The following is a 21,732-nucleotide window of genomic DNA, read 5'->3' as shown; positions in this document are numbered from 1 at the left end:
CCCCGGCAACTGAACGCAGCCAGGAGTCGCACTGCTGACTGAACCACGGTCAGCCGACAATGAGATAATCGGATTCTGAGATTGGTCTCTGGAATGTGGCCACTGTGTAGCCTCTGAGTGGATTCGGGCGCTATAAGAAACTGCCTGCTACGGGGGTTGGATACTGCGGAATACCGTTCCCCGGAGAAACACAGACGGAGGTTCGACACAGACTGTCCGGCGACGATTCCTCGAATCAGACGTTCACGTCTTCGATTTCTTCGTTTACCACGAACCGACCTTGCGGCGTAAGCGAGGTGGGCAACTCCTCGTCCTCGATGAGGCCCTCCTCGTGAAGCTCTTCGACCTCCGCATCGAGCACCTCTTCTTCGACGCCGAGCAGCTCGCTGAAGTCTACGTCTGCGGCCATCTCCCCGGTGGAGTAGAGACCGACGAGCACTTCGAGGCGCTGTTCGGTAAGCTCCACGTTCCGCACCTCCGATTTTATCCAGTGGTAGACGAGGCGGAGGTAGCGCCCGAGGATGTTCATCTTACGGCGGGAATCGAGCGTGATTTCGGAGGTAACCGTCTGACCCTGTTTGACGTGTTGCACCGAGAGCACGAGACGCGTTTCGTCGTCGATAGTCCGTTCGAGAACCTCGAAGAAGATGACGCTCGCCAAGTCGATGTGGAAGGGCTCGCCGTTCTCGGTGAGCGGACCGTCGTCGTCGGGGAACGTGACCGCTTCGTAGTCGAGGTGGAGACCGGATGGCTGACGCGGCGTGTCGAGGACGCGACCACCGATACGCGCCGGGTGAGTGACCTGTGCGCGCGAGCCGTTGAGTGCCGCGCGGAACAACAACAGCGAGAACTTCTCGATTGTCTCGCGGTCACCGCCGATGACGGTCGTCCGGCGCTGACGCCCGGTAATGTAGCCCACCATCACCGTGTAGTCGAAGAACTCCTCGACTTCGGGCGGAACCTGCCCGACTGCGATGTCGAAGATAGAGGTGATGGGGATGTTCGTCTTCCCCTTCGACGTGGCGAGGATGAGTCGGCGTTGACTCATCAGGACGCGTCCCTTGACAGGTTCGAAGGAGGCGTTTCCGCCAGCAACGAAGTTGGCGACGAAGTCGACGACAATCGACTCGTTGTTGCCGAGTTTCTTTGACTGCTGTTTCTTTGAACGCTCCCGCTCTTTTTTCTCGCGCTCACCCTCGGGTTCCGATTTCTGCCGACGGTACGCTTGCAGGAGGTCACTCTTGGCAACGTCACCTCCTTCTGGTGCGCGAGCACGCGCCTCATTGGCGGTCTGTTTGCCAGACTGTCCACGCGTCGAATCTTGGGTCTGTGTTCCGTCTTCCGTCATATACTAATCAGCGCTCCTGCGAGCGACGAGGTTGCGACTGCCATCAGGGAGCCAACCCAGACGAGCATCACGAAGTGGAGATACGCGTTTGCTTTGTGGCCCCCGTCGACCATCCGAATCATCAACGAGGACAGGAGGGCGTTGAACAGGATGATAAGCGTGAGCATGTACTCGATGAAGGGCACGTCGTAGACGCCGGCGTAGATGAGCGTCCCGAACTGAAGGCTGTCGAGGTTCATCTCGGTCGAAAACGACGCGAGGATTTCGACGACTTCGAGCCCGATGAAGAACGCGAACGACGCGGACGCCGTGATACCGTAGAGAACCCCGATGAGCGTAACCGTCGACTGCTTGCGCTGCCGACGAAGCTTGATGATTTCGTTCATGTTCCGACTGATGAGCTCTCCGAGGAGTTTCGGCTTACCACCCATCGACCGGCCGACGTTGTACATCTCGGAGAACTTCTGGACGAGATACGAGTTCGTCTCGGCGGTAAAGAAGAACCACGACCGGTCGGGGTCGAGACGCATCCGGAGTCTCGTGTGCAACCGGGCGATTTCCCGCGAGAGAACACCGAAGTCCTTCGTCTTCAGCGTCGCAAGCACGGCGGTCGTCGTACTCTGTTTCGCCGTCTCGGAGGCACCGAGCGCGCGGATAAATCCGGGGTACTCCTCGTCGCGCTCGCCGATGCGTTTCTCGTGACGCCGGGCGACGATGCCAGGGACCGCAAGCGGGGTCAGCGGGGTCGAAATGAGAAGCGGAACCGGGAGGTCGAGCATGATTGGGCGGACGATTTCACCGACGACAGTCAGGTTGAACGTTCCCAGTGCGAGCACGATAATCATGGCGGTAGAGAGTCCAACCGCTCCGTACAGCGTGATGTCTATCTGCCGGTTGGCCTTCGTCCGGTACTCCCGCTGGTGGTACCAAAGCGGGTCGTACGGTGACATCGTCCGGATGACGAAGTAGAACCCCAGTTGGACGAAGACGAAGAGCACGATGACTGCCCCGATGGTCATCGTCGCGTCCGTCCCCGTCAGGATTGGGAGGACGATGGCGTTGATGATGGCGAACGTCATCGACAGAATCATCGAGAGATAGAGGTCTTTCATGACCTCGAGGTTCCCAAGAGCACTCTCGTAGACGGTGATGTACTTTTGAATCATCGCGTTCTGCTCGCCGAGCAGGAAGTCGTCGATGCTCTGACCGGCGTTGATGGAGTACGCAAGCCGGTCGAGGAAGTCCGCGAGCGGTTTCGAAGGCACTTCTCGTGCGCGGCGCTGGCAGGCGTCGTCGAGCGACTGATTCCACGCGTCGACGAGTTGGACGATTCGGTTCATCTCCGTTGCCAACTCACCATATTCTTCTTCGCGCGCGAGGGTGCGAAACACGGCAACGCGGTCGATGTTCGTCGTCGAGAGAACCGTCATGTGGGTGATGAGGAGGTGTATCTGGTTCTCCAGACTGCGTCTCGTCTGCTCCACGAGAAGCCGCGGGTAGAGCACGGCACCGCCAAGCAGCAGCGAACCGAGGAGGAACACGGGAATGCGGACGAGAAGCGGAAGCGGGAGTGCAATCGCTCCGGCGATACAGAGGAGAAAGAACACGATGGCCGGGCCGAGGACCAAAAGGAGGTACCGCGATAGCTCCATCGGCATCTTCTCGTAGGACTCGATGACTTCGCTGATGAAGTCACGAACCTGAACCGCTTGTACCGTCGTGTTCGTTTCTCCTGACATTTCGTCACACCCTCGCCATGTCGAACGGCAGTCCTTCGACGCCGTCGCGCTGGTAGTCCTCGATGAGTTCGTTCACCTCGTGGTAGCCGAGGACGTTTTCCTGAATCGCCCGACGGACGAGTTCAGCGCGGAACTGGATGTCGTCGTAAATCTTCCGCGTGTCGTCGTACCCGAGCAGGGTTGCGACCTTCTGTTCCATGATGAAGGAGTTGTTCATCCCCTGGAACACGATTTCGTCGTTGACGGGGTCCCAGTAGAACGCCTCACGCGTGACGACACCGCCCATCTCCTTCGAGTAGCCTTCGATTTCCTGCACACTCGTCACCCGGCGCAGGATATCGTTGCCACGACGGACACGGTTCTGGAACAGTGCGATGTCGCAGTTGTCCATGAACGTCTCGGGGACGTTGATGGGGTCACCCGTGAAACGCTGAATCATCGAAACGATGTCGGATGCGTGGAACGTGAGCATGACGGGGTGACCCGTCTGCGCCGCCTGGAATGCCATACGACCTTCTTCACCACGAACCTCCCCGACGATGATGTAGTCAGGACGTGAACGAAGCGCGGCCGCCACGAGGTCGAACATGTCGACTTCGGAGTCGGAGCCACGACCTTCACGCGTGAGCAGTTGCTGCCACGTGTCGTGCGGCGGCAACACTTCCGCGGTGTCCTCTGCGGTGTATATCTTCGAATCCTGCGGGATAAACGAGAGAATCGCGTTGAGCGTCGTCGTTTTCCCGGACGCCGTCTCACCGACAACGAATATCGTTCGCTCGTTTTCCAGCGCAATCCAGAGGTACGCTGCCAACTCGGGCGAGAGCGTGCCCCATTTCGTAATCTGGAAGATAGAAAGCGGCACGTCGTCACCCTGACGGATAGTCAGCGATGACCCCTTGAGCGACACGTCGTCGGAGTAAATGATGTTGATACGCGACCCGTCGGGGAGGGTCGAGTCGACGATGGGGTGTGCGTCGGAAACTGGGTCTCCGATACGCTCACCCATGTTGCGAAGCCAGTTGTCGAACTGCTCTTCGTCGTCGAACTCGACGCTCGTCTCCAGCAATCCGAAGGTCCCGTGGTCGACGTCGACCTGCCGAGGACCGATAACGTGAATGTCCTCGTTCTCCGGGTCGCGCATGATGGGTTCGAGCGGGCCGAGTCCGACGATGTCGCGAACTAACCGATACTTGATTTTGTCGTAGGTCTGCTGTGGCACCTCGATGCCAGCAACATCGAGCCGTTTTGCTACGGACCCGAGAGGGCCGCGGTCTTCGCCTTCGATGTGGACGATTTCTGCGAGGAGTTCCTCGATGCGCTCTTCGTAGTCGGCGCTTTCTTCGGGTGCCGGCTTCGAGACACTTCGTTCGAGCAGTTTGTCCTTCACCCGGCCGAACACCTCGAGTTCCTCGTCGTCCATCTCGGGTTCGATGGTGTAGTACTTGGTCGTCTCGCCGAAGTTGCCGTATATCTGGCAGAACACGGGGCCGCCAAGGGGGTAGATGATGTTGGGACGCCGGGACTCGTAGTCGCCGGGCTCGTCGACGAGCATCGGGAACTCACCCGTGATCTGTCGGAACCGCTTGAGGTGGTCCCGCAGGTGCGGCCACTGCATCGCGAGGCGCTTGAGGTCGTCCGACAATCTGGCAGAGCCGTGTTCGGTCGCCATCTATGCCACACTCCTCGACTCGATAACGAGTCCAATCCCAGACCGGACGGAGAAACCGACCCGGTCACCGACCTGTTGGCCCATTCCCGCGAATCGTTTCACGAAGATGTTCCGGCGAACGTCGTTTCCGACCTCGACCATCTCCAGTTCGAAATACACGTCAGCAATCGACCGGAACGGACCGATAGAACCCTCGTCAACCGATGACGGGTCGACGGTGATGATGATGGTCTTGCCCTTCGTCGTCAACTCGCGGAAGAACGAGATGATTTCGAGAGCCGCCTGCCGTTCATCGTTTTGCCGAACCAATGCTTCGAACTGCGGGTCGTTACGCAGGATAGCGTCGAACGTGTCGATGATGATGACATCGGCGTCCCACAGGGTTTCTGCATCCATCAAGCGACGGAGGAGCTGTTTGCGCTCTTTTTGGCTACTACTGCCTCCGGAGAGCGCACCACTGCTGTCGATTTCGGCCTGTAAGAACAGGATTTGTTCGTCCAGCAGGGGTTTGACGATGTCGTACGACAGCGAGTGCATCTGGTCGAGGAACCCGCGGACGCCCAACTCCGTCGAGACGAGCGTTACCACCGTTTCCTCCTCGCAGAAACCGTAGCTGAATCGCTGCGATAGCACGCTCTTTCCGGCCCCGTAGTCCCCTTCGATGAGGACGATGGCACCCTTCGGGATGCCACCACCGAGTTCCTTTTCGAGACGGTCGTGCCCCGATAGTCCGAGAGAGAATTGACTGCTCATTGTACGTTGAATTCGAACACCTCTTCGTCACCGTCGACGACGATTTTTATCCGGTGGTCGCCCGAGCTAAGGTCGAGATTAGTAACGTCGACTCTGACGACGTTGCTCGGTCGCCACTCCGTTCCGTCAACGACAGTGACAGTGACGCTGCTTTGATACTGTGCATCGACGATAATATCGAAGCCATCGCTCGTCGCGGGGAGCGTCCGCAACCCGGTGTTTTTGACGTACACGGAGAGGTTGTTGTTCGCGTCGTCGTAAACACCACCTTGCGGGTCGCTTATGACTTCGATGTCCGTTCTAATCTCTGAACTCACGTCTCCACCGCGGTCGTCGAGTGAACTGCTGATACCGGTGACGGTGTCGATGAGGACGCCGGAGACACCGGCGGCGACCACGATACTGGCGATGAACAAGATGAGACTCGGAACGGAGATGTCTGCCATCTAGCTCACCTCCTCGGTCGCGGCGACGCCGGTTCCGGTGACGACCTTCACCCGGGAGGGCGCGGAGTCGAAGCCGACCTCAATCGTGAGGTTCTCACCGGCGAACCACAGATCGGTTGTGGTGTCGCCTTCGACGGTCGAGTTCTCGTTGGGAACCTTCACGTGCGCGTTGTCGGCCAACAACGTCGTCTCGTTCACGGAGAGCGTCTCCGAGCCGTTGTTAGTCACGTTCACTGTGAGATTGGACGTCCCTGAATCGTAGGACGCCTCCGCAATGGAGATTTCAGTGTTCGTCCGTTCAAGCGCCTGTTCTGCATCGGCGTCTTGAGCTTCGAGCACGTTCTCCGTCGCGTTAGATGTCGCTGTGTAAAGCGTCCCCGTTGCGATGAGGACGCCGAGGAAGATGATGGCGGTCGAACCACTAACACCGAATCCCATCGAGGTTCCCTCCGTAGGCGACCAACTCCTTGAACAGTTGTCCCTCTGGAACGCCTTCGGCGAGTCGACTGACGTATGCGAGGCTCGTTTGGTGGTCGTCGATACGAAGTTCGGAGTCGTCTACGTCGTCCACCGACGCCGAAATCTGTCCCACGTGAGCGTTCAGTTCACTCTCGACGCTGCGCGATATCCAGTCCTGCTCCCGATACTGGCGGAGTGCGCGGGATGCACCGAGCGCACCACCGACGGTGACGAGATGTTCGGCCCATTCGAGGACGAGCACTTCCGAGACGTAGTTCGACGGCAAGTGCGTGAGGTAGGCGTCGGACGCCACATCGTCACCAGTCGAGTCAGCTGACTGCTCAGTGTCGTCGGCCGTCGATTCGGGCTCGTCGGCCAACTCCTCTTTCGCCATCGCCGCGGAGGCGTACTCGGCTTCCAACTCGTCGAGCGTCTTTCTGACGTTTTCTGGCTCGTCGGATTCATCGTCGTCCGACTCCTCCGCCGCGTCCGGCTCTTCGTCCTCGAACTCGTCTTCGAGGTCGGGCTCCAGCTCGTCGAGGTCTTCGGACTCCTCGAGGAGTTCATCTTCCTCCTCGTCTTCGGTGTCGAGTTCCTCAGTTGCTTCGAGGTCCTCGTCAAGACCTTCGTCCAAGTCCTCGTCGGCCAGTTCTTCCTCTTCTTCCTCTTCTTCGTCCCAGCCGTCGTCTTCTTCGTACTGTTCTTTGAGGTCGTCGAAGCTCGCGCCGCCGGCGCTACCCTCGTCGGGCTCGTCGTCGTCGTCGGCATCGTCCATGTCGTCCAGCGCCTCCGCTGGACTCTCACGTTCGGCTTCGGCGAGTTCGTCTTCTGCGGCGAGTTCGGCTTCCTCTTCGCCCGCTTCGGCGTCGAGCTCGCCGAAGTCGTCGTCGAAGAACGACTCGGCCTCAGCGTTCGCCACTTCGGGGTCGAGATGTTCTTCGTCTTCGGCTTCCGCCTCGAAGAGACCAAACGAACCGCCGCCGTCGAGACCGCCCATCTCACGGGCGTCATCGACGAACGGGTTGATACCGCGAGTAACCATCTCGTAGATGTCGAGTAGTTTCCGAATCGTGTCGTCGAGCTCTTCGACGGTCTCACCAATCTGTTTGTTCTCTTCGCGGACGGTGTTCATCCCCGACGAGATGGCGCTTACTTCGTTCTCGAGTTCGCCGATTCGATCCTCGAGCTCTGCGAGTTCCTCGCTGTTATCGTCGTCGAATCCGCCGAAGCCGTCATCGTCGAATCCGTCGTCGAGGTCGTCGCCGAAGTCACCAAACTCGTCGGAGAGGTCGTCGACACCCTCCTCGAATCCAAGTCCATCGTCTGATGACATATGTTATCTTTTGCTGTCCGTTTCGTTCCCGGCATCTGCCACATCTGAACCGTTCATCCATTCCATCATGCCCGGTGTGAGCACCTCCGTACTGCTCGCGGGGTAACCTGTTCGAGCGACTGCCTGTCACCCGTCCGAGTGTCGGGCCGGCCGGGATGGTTCGACAGACTCGGGGGAGCAGGTAACATTAGTGCAAGGTACGTAAGTCGATACAAGAAAGTTCCCGTCCCGTTATCAGAGAAGATATTTGTAAAGTTCGGAATTTTCATTAATGGACCCTGTAATAAAAGTCAGACGAGGCCGTAGCGGCGGTAAGAAGAATTATCCGGCGTCAGCACCGATGGTCGTCCGACAGTCAATACTCGCTTCAACCAAATCATGACAGAACTAGTCAAGACCGGTGTCGAAGGGCTCGATTCCATCCTGAATGGCGGTATCGTAAAGAACGCCGCGGTACTCATCAGCGGCAACCCCGGTACGGGGAAGAGTATCCTCGGGTTGCAGTACCTCTACAACGGCGTCGACCAGTTCGACGAAGGTGGATTGTACCTCACCTTCGAAGAGACAGAAGACGACATTCGTCAGGCAGCGGAGTCTATCGGCTTCGACCGCTGGCACGAGTACGTGGAGTCTGGTCAGATCAAAGTATACGACAAGCGGACGCTCCTCCGCGACGGCGACTTCTCGACGACACTCGACCGTATCCTCGGTGACCTCCAAGACACCAACTACGACCGCCTCGTCCTCGACTCGCTTACGATGTTCCAACTCTTCTTCGACGACGAGAAGGAACAACGGCAGTACCTCCTGAAGTTCATCGACATCCTGAAAGACAGCGGCCTTACGTCGCTGTTGACGACCGAACAGTCGGCTATCTTCCCGGAGACCGACATCGGTCTCGAGAACTTCCTGACTGACGGGAACATCTACCTTATCCAGAGTCCGGCGGGCGCGACGAGCAACCGGTACATCTGGGTCGCAAAGATGCGTAAACAGAGCATCAAGAACTCGATGTTCCCTCTGGAAATCTCTCACGGCGGTATCAAGATATACGAACAAGCTGCCGGATTTTCGATGGTCGGCGAGTCGCCGCCGTGGTTCGGCGAAGAGACAGAGTAACCTAACCGGCCGACGTCCTTTTTCTTCGGTTTCAGCCCGATGCGTAGCAACGCCGTCGAGAGTAATCGAACTGCGTCGGCTCCGAATTGGATACCGGAAACTGGCTCCGGTTCGTAGCACGGACTCGGTTCTGTGTCGTGTTGTCTGCCTCTGGCTGCGAACGTTGAATCCTCTTGACCCATCCACACCAATCACACCATCGCACCGCCGACACAGTGCTGCCGCTCAGTGTATGGGTTAGATAAAATGAAAATCGTTGAAAGTTGAAGAGTCCCGTTACAGCTCGACCGGTTCGCCCTGCGTCTTGCCGGCGAGTTGCTGCGGCATCGTCAGGATGACCTGCGTCGTGCCACCAGTACGGGAGGTGATTTCGAGGGTGACCTTCTCACCAGTCGAGAGACCGCCGCCGAGAGGCGTATTAGCGGGGTCTTCGATGTCGGAGGTGTTGATGCGGACTTCGTAGCGGTCGTTCATGCTGTTGAGGACACCGAAGGACCCGTCGTCGTCGGTGACCGTCGTGAGGTTGAACTTCGACTCGTTGGCCCACTTGAGGCTCTTGGAGCTGTTGGTCAGCGTCGCGACCTTCGTATCACTGAGGTACTTGATAGAGGTCTCGTTCAGGTCAACACTGCTGGAACCTGCTGCGAGACGAACTGTCATCGTGATGTTGTCGATGTCGCTTTCGGCACCAACCGTTCCGTGCGTGTTCAGCACTTCGACACGGTTCGTGACCTTGTTCACACTCTCTTGACCGGCGTCTTCAGCCGTCGCCTGGAGGAATCCAGCGGTGTTCACGAGGACACCCGCCGCAATCGCTGCGACGAGGACCATCGCGATGAAGACGATGAGCGTACCGATACCAACCTGACCGCGGTCTTCGCTGTTGAATTTGTTAAACATTTGAATCACTCTACAGGGCAACTGGGTTGTTGTCCGATTTGCCAGCAAGCTGCTGGGGCATCGTCAGGATAACCTGCGTCGAACCACCGGAGCGGCTCGTGATGTCGAGCTTCACGGTGTCGCCGGTCGTGATACCCTTGCCGTTCTGTTCGACGACGGAGGTGTTGATGACGATCTCGTAGCGGTCTGCCTGGTTGTTCAGGACGGGGAACGAGGTGTCGTCACCGTCTTCGAGCATGTGGGCCGTGAACTCAGTGGAGTTGAGGCCAGCATCGCCGCCACCGGACTTCCACTTACTCACGTTGCCGAGGTCCGCACCGTTGGCGTCCGTCGTTGCGTTGTTGTAGACGAGGTTCTGCGCAGTCTCGCCACTCAGGTACTTGATGCTCGTATCTTCGAGCGAAACACTGCCTGAACCGGCCGCGAGACGAACAGTGAGGTTGATGCTGTCGACTGTCAGCTCACTTCCGGTATCGTTGACGATACCGTGCGTAGAGACGACGTCGAGGCGGTTCGTGACCTTGTTTACACTTTCCTGTCCAGCGTCTTGTGCGGTCGCCTGCAGGAACCCTGCAGTATTGACCAGAACGCCCGCCGCAATTGCGGCGACCAGAACCATCGCAATGAAGACGATGAGGGTCCCGATACCGACCTGACCCCGGTCTTCGTTGATGTTTTTGAACATGGGTTGTCGTGGGTGTATGGTCCCTCGCTCGGCGAGAGCGGGAACCGTCATTCGTCATCTTGAGCAGGTGCTACATAACGGTACGGACCTCAATATCAAGAATGATATCTCGGTGGCGGTACGTCGATATGTAAAATTCTTTGTGCGCTCACGCGAGAGAGCGAAGGCTATTGTTTCAGAAAACGTAAGAAAAGGATACGGAGTCGAGGCGGCTCAGTCCTGCGTAATCTTCCGCCAGACGTCGTCGAGTTTGTTCTTCACTTCCGGCCGTTCGGTCACACTCACTGTGTAGTCGTCGTCCTCGAATCGGACAACAATCTCGTCAACCTCACGACGGTAGACGTTTGTTCGGCGGTGCTCGTCGGATAGAACCCGGTCGTGAAGTTCGAGAAGTCCCGCTGCTGTCAATTCTTCAATTCGGCGATAACAGGTCGCGATAGGGATGTCTAACATCTCACTGAACTCCTGTGCCGAGTGTGGTTCGTCCGCAGCACGGAGGATATCAGGGTTGTACTCGTTTCCCAGTGCGGAGAGGGTCCTGTCAGACTCCATAGATGGAAATTTATCGGTCCGCACGGCTTGTCAATGTGTTGGTTATATATTTGGCACATTCTCAGTCGTTGTAGTGAGTTTAGTGCACTGAACGGTACGTTGGCGATGGGATTATATGCCGTCCCACCGAGCATCCGGCGATGGACGACGACGACGACGAGCGTCCAAACAGCCACCCACGAGACCAGGGAGTGGTCGGGACAGAGGACCTCGATATCAGTCACGACGAGAACGTCGCCGAAATCGACTCCGGACGGTACGTCATCTCGACGGGCGACAATAAGCCGTCACATCCGGACGAAGGAGCGACCGGTGAGAACCCCGAGACGCCCAGTTCAGAACGGACAACTCAGAATAATGATGAAACGAGCGAACCGAAAACACAATCTGAGCTCGTCCTTCCGAAAGATCCACGAAAACGCGCTATCGTTGCGCGCCGACTACTCGCCGAGCGTGTCGGTGCGATTCGCTCCGACCATGCACTAGTTGCCACTGCGCTCGTCGACGGGACAGTCGACCAACACGAGACGGTTTCGAACGATGTGACGGAGGTGTTTCACTCGCTGTTAGAGTGGTACGCAGACGCCGTCGGAAACAACGACACACCGTCCGACGAGGTGCTGGGAATCTTGCTTTTGGCCTCCGAAGTCCGCGTCACGTACCCCGGCCGGGCTATCGAAGCACTCGCAACCGCTCACGGACTCGGCCGCGACGACTCAATCGGCCAACTCCTCGATGCCGTCGAAGAGTCGGGAGCGTCGTTTCCCCCTCAGCGTCGGACATAAACCGATTCAACGATTTTGCGGTATCCGGGCGGATAACCCCCTATCAACCGCAGTATTCGTCGGGTGAACCACCGTTTTATTTCTCCGTTCCGACATGCATATTCGTATCATCCTTGATAATGGGGTGGAAGGGTTTATAGTGTGATTTTCGGAAATTTGGAGGTATGGCAAGCAAGGTACTGGTCGTGGACGACTCTGCGTTCATGCGGAACCTCCTCAAGCAACTCCTCGAGGGCGAACACGAAGTCGTCGGCGAAGCCGAAAACGGCGTCGAGGCGGTCGAGCTCTACCGTGAGCTCGACCCCGATGTCGTGACGATGGACGTTGTCATGCCGATTCGAAACGGCATCGAAGCAACGTCCGAAATCAAGTCACTGGACTCCGGCGCGTCGGTTATCATGTGTACGTCGGTGGGACAAGAAGAGAAAATGCGCGAGGCGGTCGAGGCGGGTGCGGACGGCTACATCACGAAGCCGTTCCAGAAGCCCAACGTGCTCCAAGCTATCGCTGACGTCATTCAGGCAGAGGCATGAATCTCGACGTACGGTCGCTTCGCACGTTCAGTCGCCTCGCCCACTCGGGTGCCGAGAAGGCGGCAGGCTCGTTGACTACGCTCGCGGGAATCGACACGTACGTCAACGTCACCAAAGTCGAACTGGGAACGAAGACCGATGTCGAAAACGAGTTCGCCGAACGCGACCTCGTGAGCGTCCATATCGGCTTCAGTGGCGGTCTCGATGGTCGCACCGTACTGGCGTTCTCACCGGAATCCGCCGAGCGGTTGGTCGACGCGCTGATGCCTGGTATCGATGCTACCGATGCCGACGGCGAACTCGCAGCGAGCAGCCTCAAAGAGGTCGCTAACATCATGCTCGGTGGTTTCATCGACGGATGGGCGGATCACCTCAACACGTCTGTCGATATCACGACACCGACGTACGTCGACGACGACAACGAGGGTCCGCTCAAGGATATCGAGGCAGGTGGGTTCGAACACAGCGGCAACGACGAACACGTCCTCGTCTTCCGGAATCAGCTCGAAGCGGCGGATAACGCAATCGAGTTCGACCTGTACATGGTACCCACCCCGGAAGCTATCGGTACCATCGTCGAAGCCAGCGGAGACAACGATGCACTCCCGGTAGAATCGTTCGCCGCCTTCTCCGAGATGATCAACGACGGTGCCAATCAGGCGTCGGCCGACATCACTTCCATGACGGGTGTCGACACGACCGTGGAAGTGAGTCGACTGAGTTTCGTCCCTATCGAGGGCGTTCCGATGTCGTTGACGGATGCCGTCCGGCGTGGCGTCGTCCTCGAATTTAGCGGAACCCCGAGCGGGTACATCGCAATTCTGTTCGACGAACCGTCCGCGGAGAACATCGCAAGTAGCCTCCTTCCGGGTATGGAGGGCGACGAAGCGATGCGACAGAGTGCAATCCAGGAGATTGGCAACATCGTCACTTCCGGATTCCTCGATGGCTGGGCGAACGCGCTCGAGACGACAATCGACATCTCGCCGCCCAAGCACGTCCACGACCTCGGCTCCGCAATCATCGACCCGCTTGCGACCGACCTCGCACAGTCACAGGAGTACGCGTTCCTTATCGACTCGACCATTCGCACGAACGACGACGAGTTCACCTGCGATATCTACGCACTCCCCGACGAGACCGAGTTACGCAAGGCTCTCGAGCAACTTTCACCCACTGCGTGACAACCCTGCAGAGGCACCCCAGCAATGCAAGTTTACACCACGGATACACCCACGCCCCAGTCCGGGCGGATTAAGGTTGGAATTGCCGATTACGCCGTCTCTAGTGACCAGAGTACGTTGACAACGAGCGGACTCGGTTCCTGTATCGGCGTCGCACTCTACGATCCAGCCACAGGTGTGTCTGGTCTGGCACACGCGATGCTTCCGGAGATTGAACCTGGCGGCGAACCAGCGAAGTTCGCCGATAGCAGCATCGAGTTGTTGCTCTCAGAGATGCAGGCTGCCGGCGCTGACACCGACCGAATAGTTGCAAAGATAGCCGGTGGGAGTACCATGTTCGAGTTCACTTCGGCCAGCGGCGATGGAAGTATCGGTGAACGGAACGTCGAAACGACTCGGGAGACACTCAGCCGATTCGAAATCGACATCGTCGCAGAAGATGTCGGTGGGTCACACGGGCGGTCGTTAGAGCTCGACGCACAGACTGGCGACCTTCGCGTTCGGAGCGCGAAGACGGGCAACCACGTACTCTGAATCGTTCGGGTTTCTTTGGATTTTCTTGGACGCTCGTTCGCCGAACGTTCGAAAACTCACATGGAGTATTTGTCACGCGCACGCGCGTTGTTCGAGTGGACTATCAACAGCGTCTGAGACGCCTCACAGCCACCCCAAGATATCATGACTGATAACGACTCGGGTAGTTTTATATCGTCTGCTTCGAATTTTCTCACCGAAACGGTACGATATTCGCGTGTGACACCACGGACAGCGCTTTGCGCTTTCAACCCAAGTCGGGGGACTTGGGGGAATCGTACCGTCCCTGAATGAGGTGACCCATGTACCTGGACCCGGACGAATACGACCCAGACGAACTTCGACGCATCGCTCGTGATACGACACGACCGCGACGGAACGGTGATTCCCGGTTTGACGACCGGAGTCCCTTCCGTTTCGACAATCCACTCTTCGACCGAAACCGACAGGAGGCGTCGGAGGCACTCCGCTCGAGCCAACTCGAGCACTTACTCATCCACCAGTCACGTGGTGAGGAAGACGGCGTCGAAAAGCCGTATCTCCGGTCGCTTCCCGACAAATACGGCGCTGAACGCGTCGTCTTCGATTGGCTCGAGTTTCTCGTACTCAAGGGTGGATTCAAGCGAGCGATGGACGCTCTCCAGTATTACCAGACGGTCAACTGGCTGACCGAAGACGTTGAACAGACCCTCCGTGACTATCTGCTCGGATTCTCTGCGGAAGTCGACGAACCGACCGAGCTTGATGTCGACGACCACCTGTTGAGTCTGGTTTACGTCGCTCGTCTCGCCTCGATGGTGTGACGGCAGGGTATCGGGTCTCGAATACGAAGACTGTCTCTCCTCCCGACAAACGAGTGTGTATCCAATGATTGCGCGTACGACGTGCCCGTCGAACCTGAGCCGAGTTGGTACCGTATGACGAACAAGCCCGCCCATTCGAACGCGGTGGATACAGCCCGAATGCCGACACCTGTTGGTGTCAAACTCGGCAGTACCCGAACCGCGCTCGTGTACGACGACGATGCTGGGAACCAAGAGACGGTTCGGACGCTCTCTTGTCTCGCAACGTACGAAGATACGCTCACCAAAGACGAGCGCGTCCTCTACGGCGAGGAGGCCGCCCGGCAGTATCCAGAACGAACTGAGTACATGCTCCGCTCCGGCCTACCGAAGGATGCCGAGAGCGCCGAGCTAACGGACCAATTCTTCGGCGAGCTGTGCGACGGATATGCCCTTCCCGAAGAGAGCGCCGTCGTGTATGCGATTCCGACCGTCGGAGACGACGTCGGTCTCGCAAACCTCAACACCGTCATCGAGGAGAGCGCTATCGGAAAGACGCTCGTTCGTGGCTTTCCGGAGTCACTCTGTGCGTCGATTCCGGCGATTGGCGACAATCTGGAAGCCATCGAAGAGATATTTGTCGCTATCAATCTCGGTGCGACAACGCTCGAAGCGTGTGCATACCGACATGGCGAACAACTGTCACCGTTTGTCTCCGAGGCGGCAACCGGTGACCAGGTCGACCAGCGTGTTGCCGACGTCATCAAAGAAGAGACGGACGGGAGAGTGGCTATCGACTACGCCACCGCGCGCGAGTACAAAGAAGGGTATGCCGACTTCAATGAGTTCGAGGCATTCACTGACGTGATTCAGCATCCCGACGAGGGGTCACACGAGTTCACCGTCGATCGAAGCATCATGGGTCCGGTCGACCGCTATCTCGACGACGTCGTTGACGAACTCACGACTGACTTCTTCTCGCGGTTGGCGAATGCTCACATGAAGACCTACCAACTCTCACAGACGCGTCCAATCGTCGTCACCGGTGGGATGACATGTATCCCCGGGCTGGTCGACGAACTCGAAACGCGACTGAGCGAGGAACTCGACCGCGAGGTCGACCTCACCGTCCCCGACAACCCCGACCTCGCCGCTGCTGAGGGTGCTTACCGAATCGCAGAGCGACTGCTCGACAGATACTGAGTTCGACTTTCGAAGTACAGAAAGAACCCCGAAACGAGGGCGAGAAGAACGTCGACCGGTGTTCGGTGTCGTCTAGTTTTCCGGCGTTAGTCCGTTTCGCTTTCTACTGTCCCGCCGTCGCTGACCGATACCGTCTGGTCCGCTCTCCTGAGTCCAATCGTCGCAATGGTTCCACGAGGTTCGTTCTCTTCGAAACGAAGCCGACCGTTAGAGCGGTCGATAATCCAGTGGACCAACCAGAGACCGAGTCCACTGATGTGTTGCAGCGGCGTCTCGATTCCCGATTCGAGGACGGAAATTTCAGCATCTGGGACACCCGGACCGTTGTCGGCGATGTGAATCTCGACGAAGTCGCTCGACGTTGCTGTCGGTTCGACGGTAACGCTGACTTCGGGAATGACGCGGTCGTTGTGTTCGAGGGCGTTGTCGATGAGGTTCTTGATGGCCGACTCGACGAGGTCGTCAGCGTAGACCCACATCTCGTCGGGGAGGTCTCGTTGAACGATAGCACTCGGGTAGTCCGATTCGATGCTGTCGAGTTGTGATTCGATTCGGCCAACGACCTCGATGGATTCGAGACCGGTCGACCCACGGTTGAGTGTCGTGTCGATGTGGCGCGTCTGCTCGCCCAATTCGACAAGCGACGTTGCTTTTCGCTTGATGGTCCGCGCGTGATCTTTGGACTCGGCTGGGATGCGTTGTTCGAGGAGTAGGTCTGCGTGTCCGAGAATGACGTTCATATCGTTTCTGAGGTCGTGTCGAAGGACGCGGTTCAGGACTCTGAGTCGTTGTTCGTACCGATACCGACTCGTCACGTCCCGAGAGTTCAGCACAATTCCATTCACGGCAGGGTCGTCCAGTAGGTTGACACCAACCGTCTCAAAGCGACGCCACGTCCCGTTTTTGTGGCGGATTCTGAACTCCGCCCGGACGGGGTCGTCACCGTCTGTGGCCTCGCCTAGGCGCTCTTTGACCCGTTCTCTGTCGTCGGGGTGGACCAAGTTGAGCACTCGCTCGCCGACGAGTGACTCAGTCGGATATCCCAGGACTTCGGTCATCGACGGACTCGTGTACTTTCGAACGCCATCCTCATCAACGACCGTGATAACGTCCCTCGAATTCTCGATGAGTGCTCGAAACTCCTCTTCGGTCCGTCGTCGCTCAGTTACGTCGTAGAAGACGAGCAGTCTCGCGCGGTTGCGAGATTCCTCACCGAGCGGTTCTGACCGGACTTCGAAATATCGGCGGACACCTCCATCGTCGACGACCGCCTCTGCCCTGTCACGTCCATGAAGTACGGCTCTGACTTCCGTTGGAGTTGGGACGACTTCGAGAATCGACTGACCGATACACTCGGAAACTGGTTGGGTGAGTAAATCCGACGCGGCACCGTTCGACTCGACGACCCGATTGTGGTCGTCGAGAATGACGACTGCGTCACGCATCTCCGAGAGAATCGCATCCCGCGCAATAGGAGTGATGTCGAACAGTTGGTACTGAAAGAGTGCCCAGAGAACGATTATCGAACTGAGACCGAGTGATATCGGAACTGGGTTGACCCACATTGCTCGCCAAAATAACTCACCCGCGAACGCAACGAGCGGAACCAATCCCGCGAGGATGAGAAACCCGGCCTGTCGCCGATGAACCCCAGACGTTCTAAGGTACGTCTTTCCGATGACGCTCAAGCCGGTGATACCGATACCGGCCGCGTAGACAATATGTGCGATGAGAAGCGGTCCCGTTCCGGGCACACTGGTGAGTTCTATGCCGGTGCTCGTCCAGAGCTCCGTCGGAGACGCGAGCAGGCCGTGAGATTCGTTCGTGAGCGCAAGGGCAATTGCGACCCCTGGTTCTACGGAGAGAAACGCAAGCATCCGCCGGGTGAGAAGTTGGTCGTCTCCGGCGTAGACGAGCGCAAAGATGAGCCAGATGGTCGGAAGCGCCGCAGCACCAATCCATGCGAGGCGTGCGTAGAATAGCTCAGCGCCGGGAATCGGGGCGAGAAACATGAATCCATACGCTGTCGACCAGATGCTTCCGGAGAGCGAAAGCAGTGCGAACGGGACTCGAACGCGACGCGAATAGAGACGGAATCGACCGAGAACCACGAGCGTCACGATACCAGTGAGGATACCCGCCGCGAACAGCGCGTACGTGTACAGGGACTGTCCAGCGCCCGTCATGAGTTGGTCGTGATTCGCATGTGTGACTCTCTCGTCGTCTGTTCTTTCCGATGAATGTCACATCGGAGCGGTATCAAACGTCTATTCGGTTCGGGACTTAAGCCGTTCGTCCCGAATATCAAAACCGATAGCAGTGTCGAGAATCTAGTGATTGTATGGTATATTGACCCAAGATACCCTACTCCGAGGGTAGCAGTCGAGTTATCTAGCGTGATTTTCGGGAGCTAGCTATAGGCATGTTATAGGTACTGAACCGGTGATACAAATGTCAATAAACTATATTTCTCCCGAACGCTTAATCCGGATGGACGCACAGGCACGGGTAGCATGCCGCGCGACCCACGTCACTACGATTTTGCCGAGCGCCGTCGTCCCGCAGACGGTAGGAGCGATGCGCGGTTCGACTGGGCCGACGAACCGACGGACCGGGCTTGGAGCGATGTCGCCCGGAAGCGGTTGCTCGCAACGACTGCGGCGGTCACATCGGATGGGCAACCGTTCCTCGAAACGATTCCGCGAACTCCCCACGCAGAGCAGATACTCCTCGATTGGTGTACCCATCTCGTCGAACGACTCGGCGGCCGCGGGGCAATGGAGATGGTCTCGTACTATCGGGATATCGGCTGGATTGGCGACGACCCTCACGACACGATTCACGAGCGAATCCTCTCGTTTACCGTGCCCGAGGATTTCGAAAACGCACCGACCGAAGAAGACCACATCCAGAGTTTCTCGTACATCGCGCGACTGTCGGCGATGCACGATTCGGACTGATTCTGCTACCGATTCTCCCAACGACGACTCGTAGCTTAGAGTCCGAGTTGGCGACCGATGATGAGGTGCTGAATCTCGCTTGTCCCCTCGCCGATTTCCATCAGTTTCGCGTCGCGGTAGAACCGCTGGGGAGCGAAGTCTTCGGTGTAGCCGTAGCCACCGAGTACCTGCACCGCGTCTTCGGAGACTTCACGGGCAGCCTCTGAGGCGTCGAGTTTCGCCAGTGCGGACTCGCGGTTGACATCCTCGCCGTTGTCGTACAGCGTCGCCGCCTTGTGCGTAAGCAGGCGCGCGCGCTCGGTCTTGCGGTACATCGAGACGAGTTTGTCGCGGATAGCGTCGAACTTCGAAATCGGCTGGCCGAACTGCTCGCGTTCTTTGGCGTATCCCTTGGCGTGTTCGTATGCGCCCTGTGCGAGTCCGACGGACAGCGCAGCGATGGAGATTCGCCCGCCGTCGAGCGTCTTCTTCGTCTGCTCCCAGCCCTCACCTTCTTCGCCGAGAAGTCGGTCTTCGGACACCCAGCAGTCGTCGAAGGAGAGTTCACACGTCGGCGAGCAGTTGAGACCCATCTTGTCCCACTCGGTGGTCACCTCGAAGCCGTCGTCGTTCTTCGGGTCGACGATGAACGTCGAGATGCCGTCGTAGCCCGCGCCGGGGTCGGTGACTGCTTTCACGAGCACCGAGCCAGCGACGCTCGCGTTCGTGATGAACTGCTTCGTGCCGTCGATGACGTAGCCGTCGCCGTCCTTCTCGGCGATTGTATCCATGTCGCTCGCGTCGCTTCCGGAACCGGGTTCAGTGAGTGCCCACCCACCCATGTGCTCGCCCCTCGCAAGCGGCGTGAGCCATTCTTCTTTCTGTGCTTCGGTTCCGAACAGCTCCAGCGGCTTCGACGCGAGGCTGACGTGGGCGGCGTACGACAGGCCGATGCCACCCGAGACGCGACCGAGTTCTTCGACGACGAGCGCGTACATCAACTGGTCGCCGCCGAGACCACCGTACTCGGCGTCGATAGGGACGCCCATCACGTCCAGGTCGGCCAACTGGTCGAATATCTCCGCGGGGAACCGGTGTTCGTCCTCGATGTCCTGTGCGATGGGAGCAATCTCTTCTTCGCAGAACTCACGGACGGTATCGCGAATCATCCGGTGTTCGGCCGGGAGGTCGAAGTCCATGCGACCAAGTATCCGCGACCGAGACATAAAGTAATCGAACGACCATGTAGAATTCGGGTCGGCACGCCTAGTGAAGGACTCGCTGACGTCACGCTTGTCGCGTCTGCGGGCGATTTCCGAGTTGCCCGCACGGCCAGTGAGACGGCAGCGCCGTCTCACACTGCTCGTGGGACTCCCAGTGTGTGAGAATGGGCAACTAGCACTTTTCCCGATGCGTTCTGTGGTGTTAGTATGTACTCTCAAATCCTCTTTCCGACCGACGGAAGCGAGTGCGCAGACGCAGCGCTCGACCACGCGCTCGAACACGCCAAGATGTACGATGCGTCGCTTCGTGTACTCTACGTCGCGGATGTCCGCGAGGTCGGCCACGCATCGCCGACAATCTCTCTCGAACGAGTCCGAGACGCCCTCCACGAAAGCGGCAACAGCGTTCTCGACCGAGTCGCAGAGAGAGCAGAAGCGGCCGGTGTCGAAGTCGAGACTGTCGTCTCAGAGGGAACACCAGCCAGTGAGATACTTCGCCACGCCGACGATGAAGCGGTCGACCTCGTGGTAATGGGGACCCACGGTCGGAGCGGTCTCGACCGCTACCTCATCGGCAGCGTCGCCGAGCGGGTGGTCCGCGGCTCGTCGGCTCCGGTGTTGACCGTTCGACAGGATTCGGAGTAGGCCCACGAGGTTAAGCCACCCCTCGACATACGGGGACCATGGACCTCCGTCGGCTCGTCCGCGGCCGTGTTGACTGGCCGCGTCTCGAGACGGTCGCTCGCGAACTCGCGCGTCGATACGACCGCGACAGCCTCCACATTCGGTTTCTCGAGGCGGACAACTGGCTTTCTACCCCGATGGTCGTCGACAACGAGTGGTTCGTCAAGGTCATCTCCCGACAGAACTCGCTCGTTCACGCGCTGTTTACCACCGGGCGGAATCTCGGCGCGTTCTCCAGCGGAACTGAGGGTTTTTTCGAACACTTCGGGACGCCGTTCCAGATGGCCAAACACGAGTTAGAGGCGACAAAACACCTCCGAGATATCGGGCTTAACGCGCCCGCACCCGTCGAAGCCTTCGAAGTCGACGGTCTCGGCGTCCTCGTCCTGGAGTACCTCCCGAACTTCCACACACTCGATACCGCCCCGAGAGACGAGGTCGTCTCGCTCGCGCCCGACCTCTTTGCGGCGCTCGCGCGGATGCACAACAACCACCTCGCACACGGCGACCTCCGAGCCGAGAACGTTCTCGTCCGCGACGATGGCATCTACTTCATCGACGCGACGAACGTCAACGACGAAGGAATGCACGATGCCCGGTCGTACGACCTCGCGTGCGGATTGGCGGCGCTCGAACCGCACATTGGCGCAAAACAGGCGGTCGAAGCGGCGGTCGAATCGTACGAACCCGACGAACTCCTCGATGCCATCGACTTCCTCGATTTCGTCAACATCCGCCCGGACCACGACTTCGACGCCGCGGCGCTCAAAGGCGAGATAGAAAAACACGCGATGTAGGTCGGCAGGTCGTCTGCGAATCCCTGCCCTATCCTACCCTGCCCGATTACTGCCCTATCCTACCC

Annotated in this window: 22 protein-coding genes; 10 read left to right on the top strand and 12 right to left on the bottom strand. The window is 58.3% G+C overall.

Annotated elements, in window-relative coordinates; genetic code table 11:
• Positions 1–235: 235 nt before the first annotated feature.
• The 7 genes from HFX_RS05980 to HFX_RS05950 are packed head-to-tail and all read right to left on the bottom strand — an operon-like array spanning position 236 to position 7,747.
• Positions 236–1,348, bottom strand: a complete 1,113-nt coding sequence (locus HFX_RS05980; protein WP_004572447.1) for a CheF family chemotaxis protein — start codon at positions 1,346–1,348, stop codon at positions 236–238.
• Positions 1,345–3,087, bottom strand: a complete 1,743-nt coding sequence (gene flaJ / locus HFX_RS05975) for an archaellar assembly protein FlaJ (RefSeq protein WP_004572448.1) — start codon at positions 3,085–3,087, stop codon at positions 1,345–1,347. Before flaJ ends, HFX_RS05980 begins: the two co-directional genes overlap by 4 nt.
• Positions 3,088–3,091: 4 nt before the next feature.
• Positions 3,092–4,756, bottom strand: a complete 1,665-nt coding sequence (locus HFX_RS05970; RefSeq protein WP_004572449.1) for a type II/IV secretion system ATPase subunit — start codon at positions 4,754–4,756, stop codon at positions 3,092–3,094.
• Positions 4,757–5,509, bottom strand: a complete 753-nt coding sequence (locus HFX_RS05965) for an ATPase domain-containing protein (RefSeq protein ID WP_004572450.1) — start codon at positions 5,507–5,509, stop codon at positions 4,757–4,759.
• Complete coding sequence (locus tag HFX_RS05960) at positions 5,506–5,955, bottom strand: CARDB domain-containing protein (RefSeq protein WP_004572451.1); 450 nt, start codon at positions 5,953–5,955, stop codon at positions 5,506–5,508. Before HFX_RS05960 ends, HFX_RS05965 begins: the two co-directional genes overlap by 4 nt.
• Positions 5,956–6,393 (bottom strand): fla cluster protein flaF, encoded by a 438-nt coding sequence (locus HFX_RS05955; RefSeq protein ID WP_004572452.1) that lies wholly within the window; start codon positions 6,391–6,393, stop codon positions 5,956–5,958.
• Complete coding sequence (locus tag HFX_RS05950) at positions 6,377–7,747, bottom strand: flagella accessory protein C (RefSeq protein WP_004572453.1); 1,371 nt, start codon at positions 7,745–7,747, stop codon at positions 6,377–6,379. The genes HFX_RS05955 and HFX_RS05950 overlap by 17 nt, the downstream gene beginning before the upstream one ends.
• 378 nt (positions 7,748–8,125) lie before the next feature.
• On the opposite strand from HFX_RS05950, the gene HFX_RS05945 reads away from it, so the two are divergent.
• Positions 8,126–8,866: an RAD55 family ATPase gene (locus HFX_RS05945; protein ID WP_004572454.1), complete on the top strand. Its 741-nt coding sequence runs from the start codon at positions 8,126–8,128 to the stop codon at positions 8,864–8,866.
• A 276-nt stretch (positions 8,867–9,142) separates the two neighbouring features.
• On the opposite strand, the gene HFX_RS05940 is transcribed toward HFX_RS05945, so the two are convergent.
• From HFX_RS05940 to HFX_RS05930, 3 genes are all read right to left on the bottom strand, one after another.
• Positions 9,143–9,766, bottom strand: coding sequence for an archaellin/type IV pilin N-terminal domain-containing protein (locus HFX_RS05940; protein ID WP_014732248.1), 624 nt, complete (start codon positions 9,764–9,766; stop codon positions 9,143–9,145).
• A 10-nt stretch (positions 9,767–9,776) separates the two neighbouring features.
• Positions 9,777–10,451 (bottom strand): archaellin/type IV pilin N-terminal domain-containing protein, encoded by a 675-nt coding sequence (locus HFX_RS05935; protein WP_004572456.1) that lies wholly within the window; start codon positions 10,449–10,451, stop codon positions 9,777–9,779.
• 213 nt (positions 10,452–10,664) lie between these two features.
• On the bottom strand, positions 10,665–11,003 hold the full coding sequence (locus HFX_RS05930) for an ArsR/SmtB family transcription factor (protein WP_004572457.1): 339 nt from the start codon (positions 11,001–11,003) through the stop codon (positions 10,665–10,667).
• Between the two features lie 140 nt (positions 11,004–11,143).
• Between HFX_RS05930 and HFX_RS05925 the strand changes: the two genes are divergently transcribed.
• From HFX_RS05925 to HFX_RS05900, 6 genes are all read left to right on the top strand, one after another.
• Positions 11,144–11,788 carry a DUF7500 family protein gene (locus HFX_RS05925; RefSeq protein WP_004572458.1) on the top strand — a complete coding sequence of 215 codons (645 nt, stop codon included), beginning with the start codon at positions 11,144–11,146 and terminating at the stop codon, positions 11,786–11,788.
• A 164-nt stretch (positions 11,789–11,952) separates the two neighbouring features.
• On the top strand, positions 11,953–12,321 hold the full coding sequence (cheY, locus tag HFX_RS05920; RefSeq protein WP_004572459.1) for a chemotaxis protein CheY: 369 nt from the start codon (positions 11,953–11,955) through the stop codon (positions 12,319–12,321).
• Positions 12,318–13,505, top strand: a complete 1,188-nt coding sequence (locus tag HFX_RS05915) for a chemotaxis protein CheC (RefSeq protein ID WP_004572460.1) — start codon at positions 12,318–12,320, stop codon at positions 13,503–13,505. Before cheY ends, HFX_RS05915 begins: the two co-directional genes overlap by 4 nt.
• Before the next feature lie 24 nt (positions 13,506–13,529).
• The gene (locus HFX_RS05910) at positions 13,530–14,039 is read left to right on the top strand and encodes a chemotaxis protein CheD (protein WP_004572461.1); all 510 of its coding nucleotides are present in this window, start codon (positions 13,530–13,532) and stop codon (positions 14,037–14,039) included.
• Between the two features lie 302 nt (positions 14,040–14,341).
• Positions 14,342–14,842: a FlaD/FlaE family flagellar protein gene (locus tag HFX_RS05905; protein ID WP_004572462.1), complete on the top strand. Its 501-nt coding sequence runs from the start codon at positions 14,342–14,344 to the stop codon at positions 14,840–14,842.
• Positions 14,843–14,956: 114 nt separating this feature from the next.
• Positions 14,957–16,024 (top strand): acetate and sugar kinases/Hsc70/actin family protein, encoded by a 1,068-nt coding sequence (locus HFX_RS05900; protein WP_004572463.1) that lies wholly within the window; start codon positions 14,957–14,959, stop codon positions 16,022–16,024.
• Positions 16,025–16,110: 86 nt separating this feature from the next.
• Here HFX_RS05900 and HFX_RS05895 read toward each other — a convergent pair whose 3' ends face one another.
• The gene (locus tag HFX_RS05895; RefSeq protein WP_004572464.1) at positions 16,111–18,210 is read right to left on the bottom strand and encodes a histidine kinase N-terminal 7TM domain-containing protein; all 2,100 of its coding nucleotides are present in this window, start codon (positions 18,208–18,210) and stop codon (positions 16,111–16,113) included.
• Between the two features lie 327 nt (positions 18,211–18,537).
• Between HFX_RS05895 and HFX_RS05890 the strand changes: the two genes are divergently transcribed.
• Entirely contained in the window at positions 18,538–18,984 is a 447-nt protein-coding gene (locus tag HFX_RS05890; RefSeq protein ID WP_004572465.1) for a FlaD/FlaE family flagellar protein, read from the top strand.
• 35 nt (positions 18,985–19,019) lie between these two features.
• Here the strand turns inward: HFX_RS05890 and HFX_RS05885 are convergent, their stop codons facing one another.
• Positions 19,020–20,162, bottom strand: a complete 1,143-nt coding sequence (locus HFX_RS05885) for an acyl-CoA dehydrogenase family protein (protein WP_004572466.1) — start codon at positions 20,160–20,162, stop codon at positions 19,020–19,022.
• Positions 20,163–20,393: 231 nt separating this feature from the next.
• Between HFX_RS05885 and HFX_RS05880 the strand changes: the two genes are divergently transcribed.
• Positions 20,394–20,831 carry a universal stress protein gene (locus tag HFX_RS05880; RefSeq protein ID WP_004572467.1) on the top strand — a complete coding sequence of 146 codons (438 nt, stop codon included), beginning with the start codon at positions 20,394–20,396 and terminating at the stop codon, positions 20,829–20,831.
• A 38-nt stretch (positions 20,832–20,869) separates the two neighbouring features.
• Entirely contained in the window at positions 20,870–21,667 is a 798-nt protein-coding gene (locus HFX_RS05875; protein ID WP_004572468.1) for an RIO1 family regulatory kinase/ATPase domain-containing protein, read from the top strand.
• Positions 21,668–21,732: the final 65 nt, after the last annotated feature.

The organism is Haloferax mediterranei ATCC 33500 (assembly GCF_000306765.2).
In the GTDB taxonomy this organism is placed as follows: domain Archaea; phylum Halobacteriota; class Halobacteria; order Halobacteriales; family Haloferacaceae; genus Haloferax; species Haloferax mediterranei.
The sequence above is the reverse complement of the archived record's forward strand: the minus strand, read 5'-3'. Positions and strand labels throughout refer to the sequence as shown.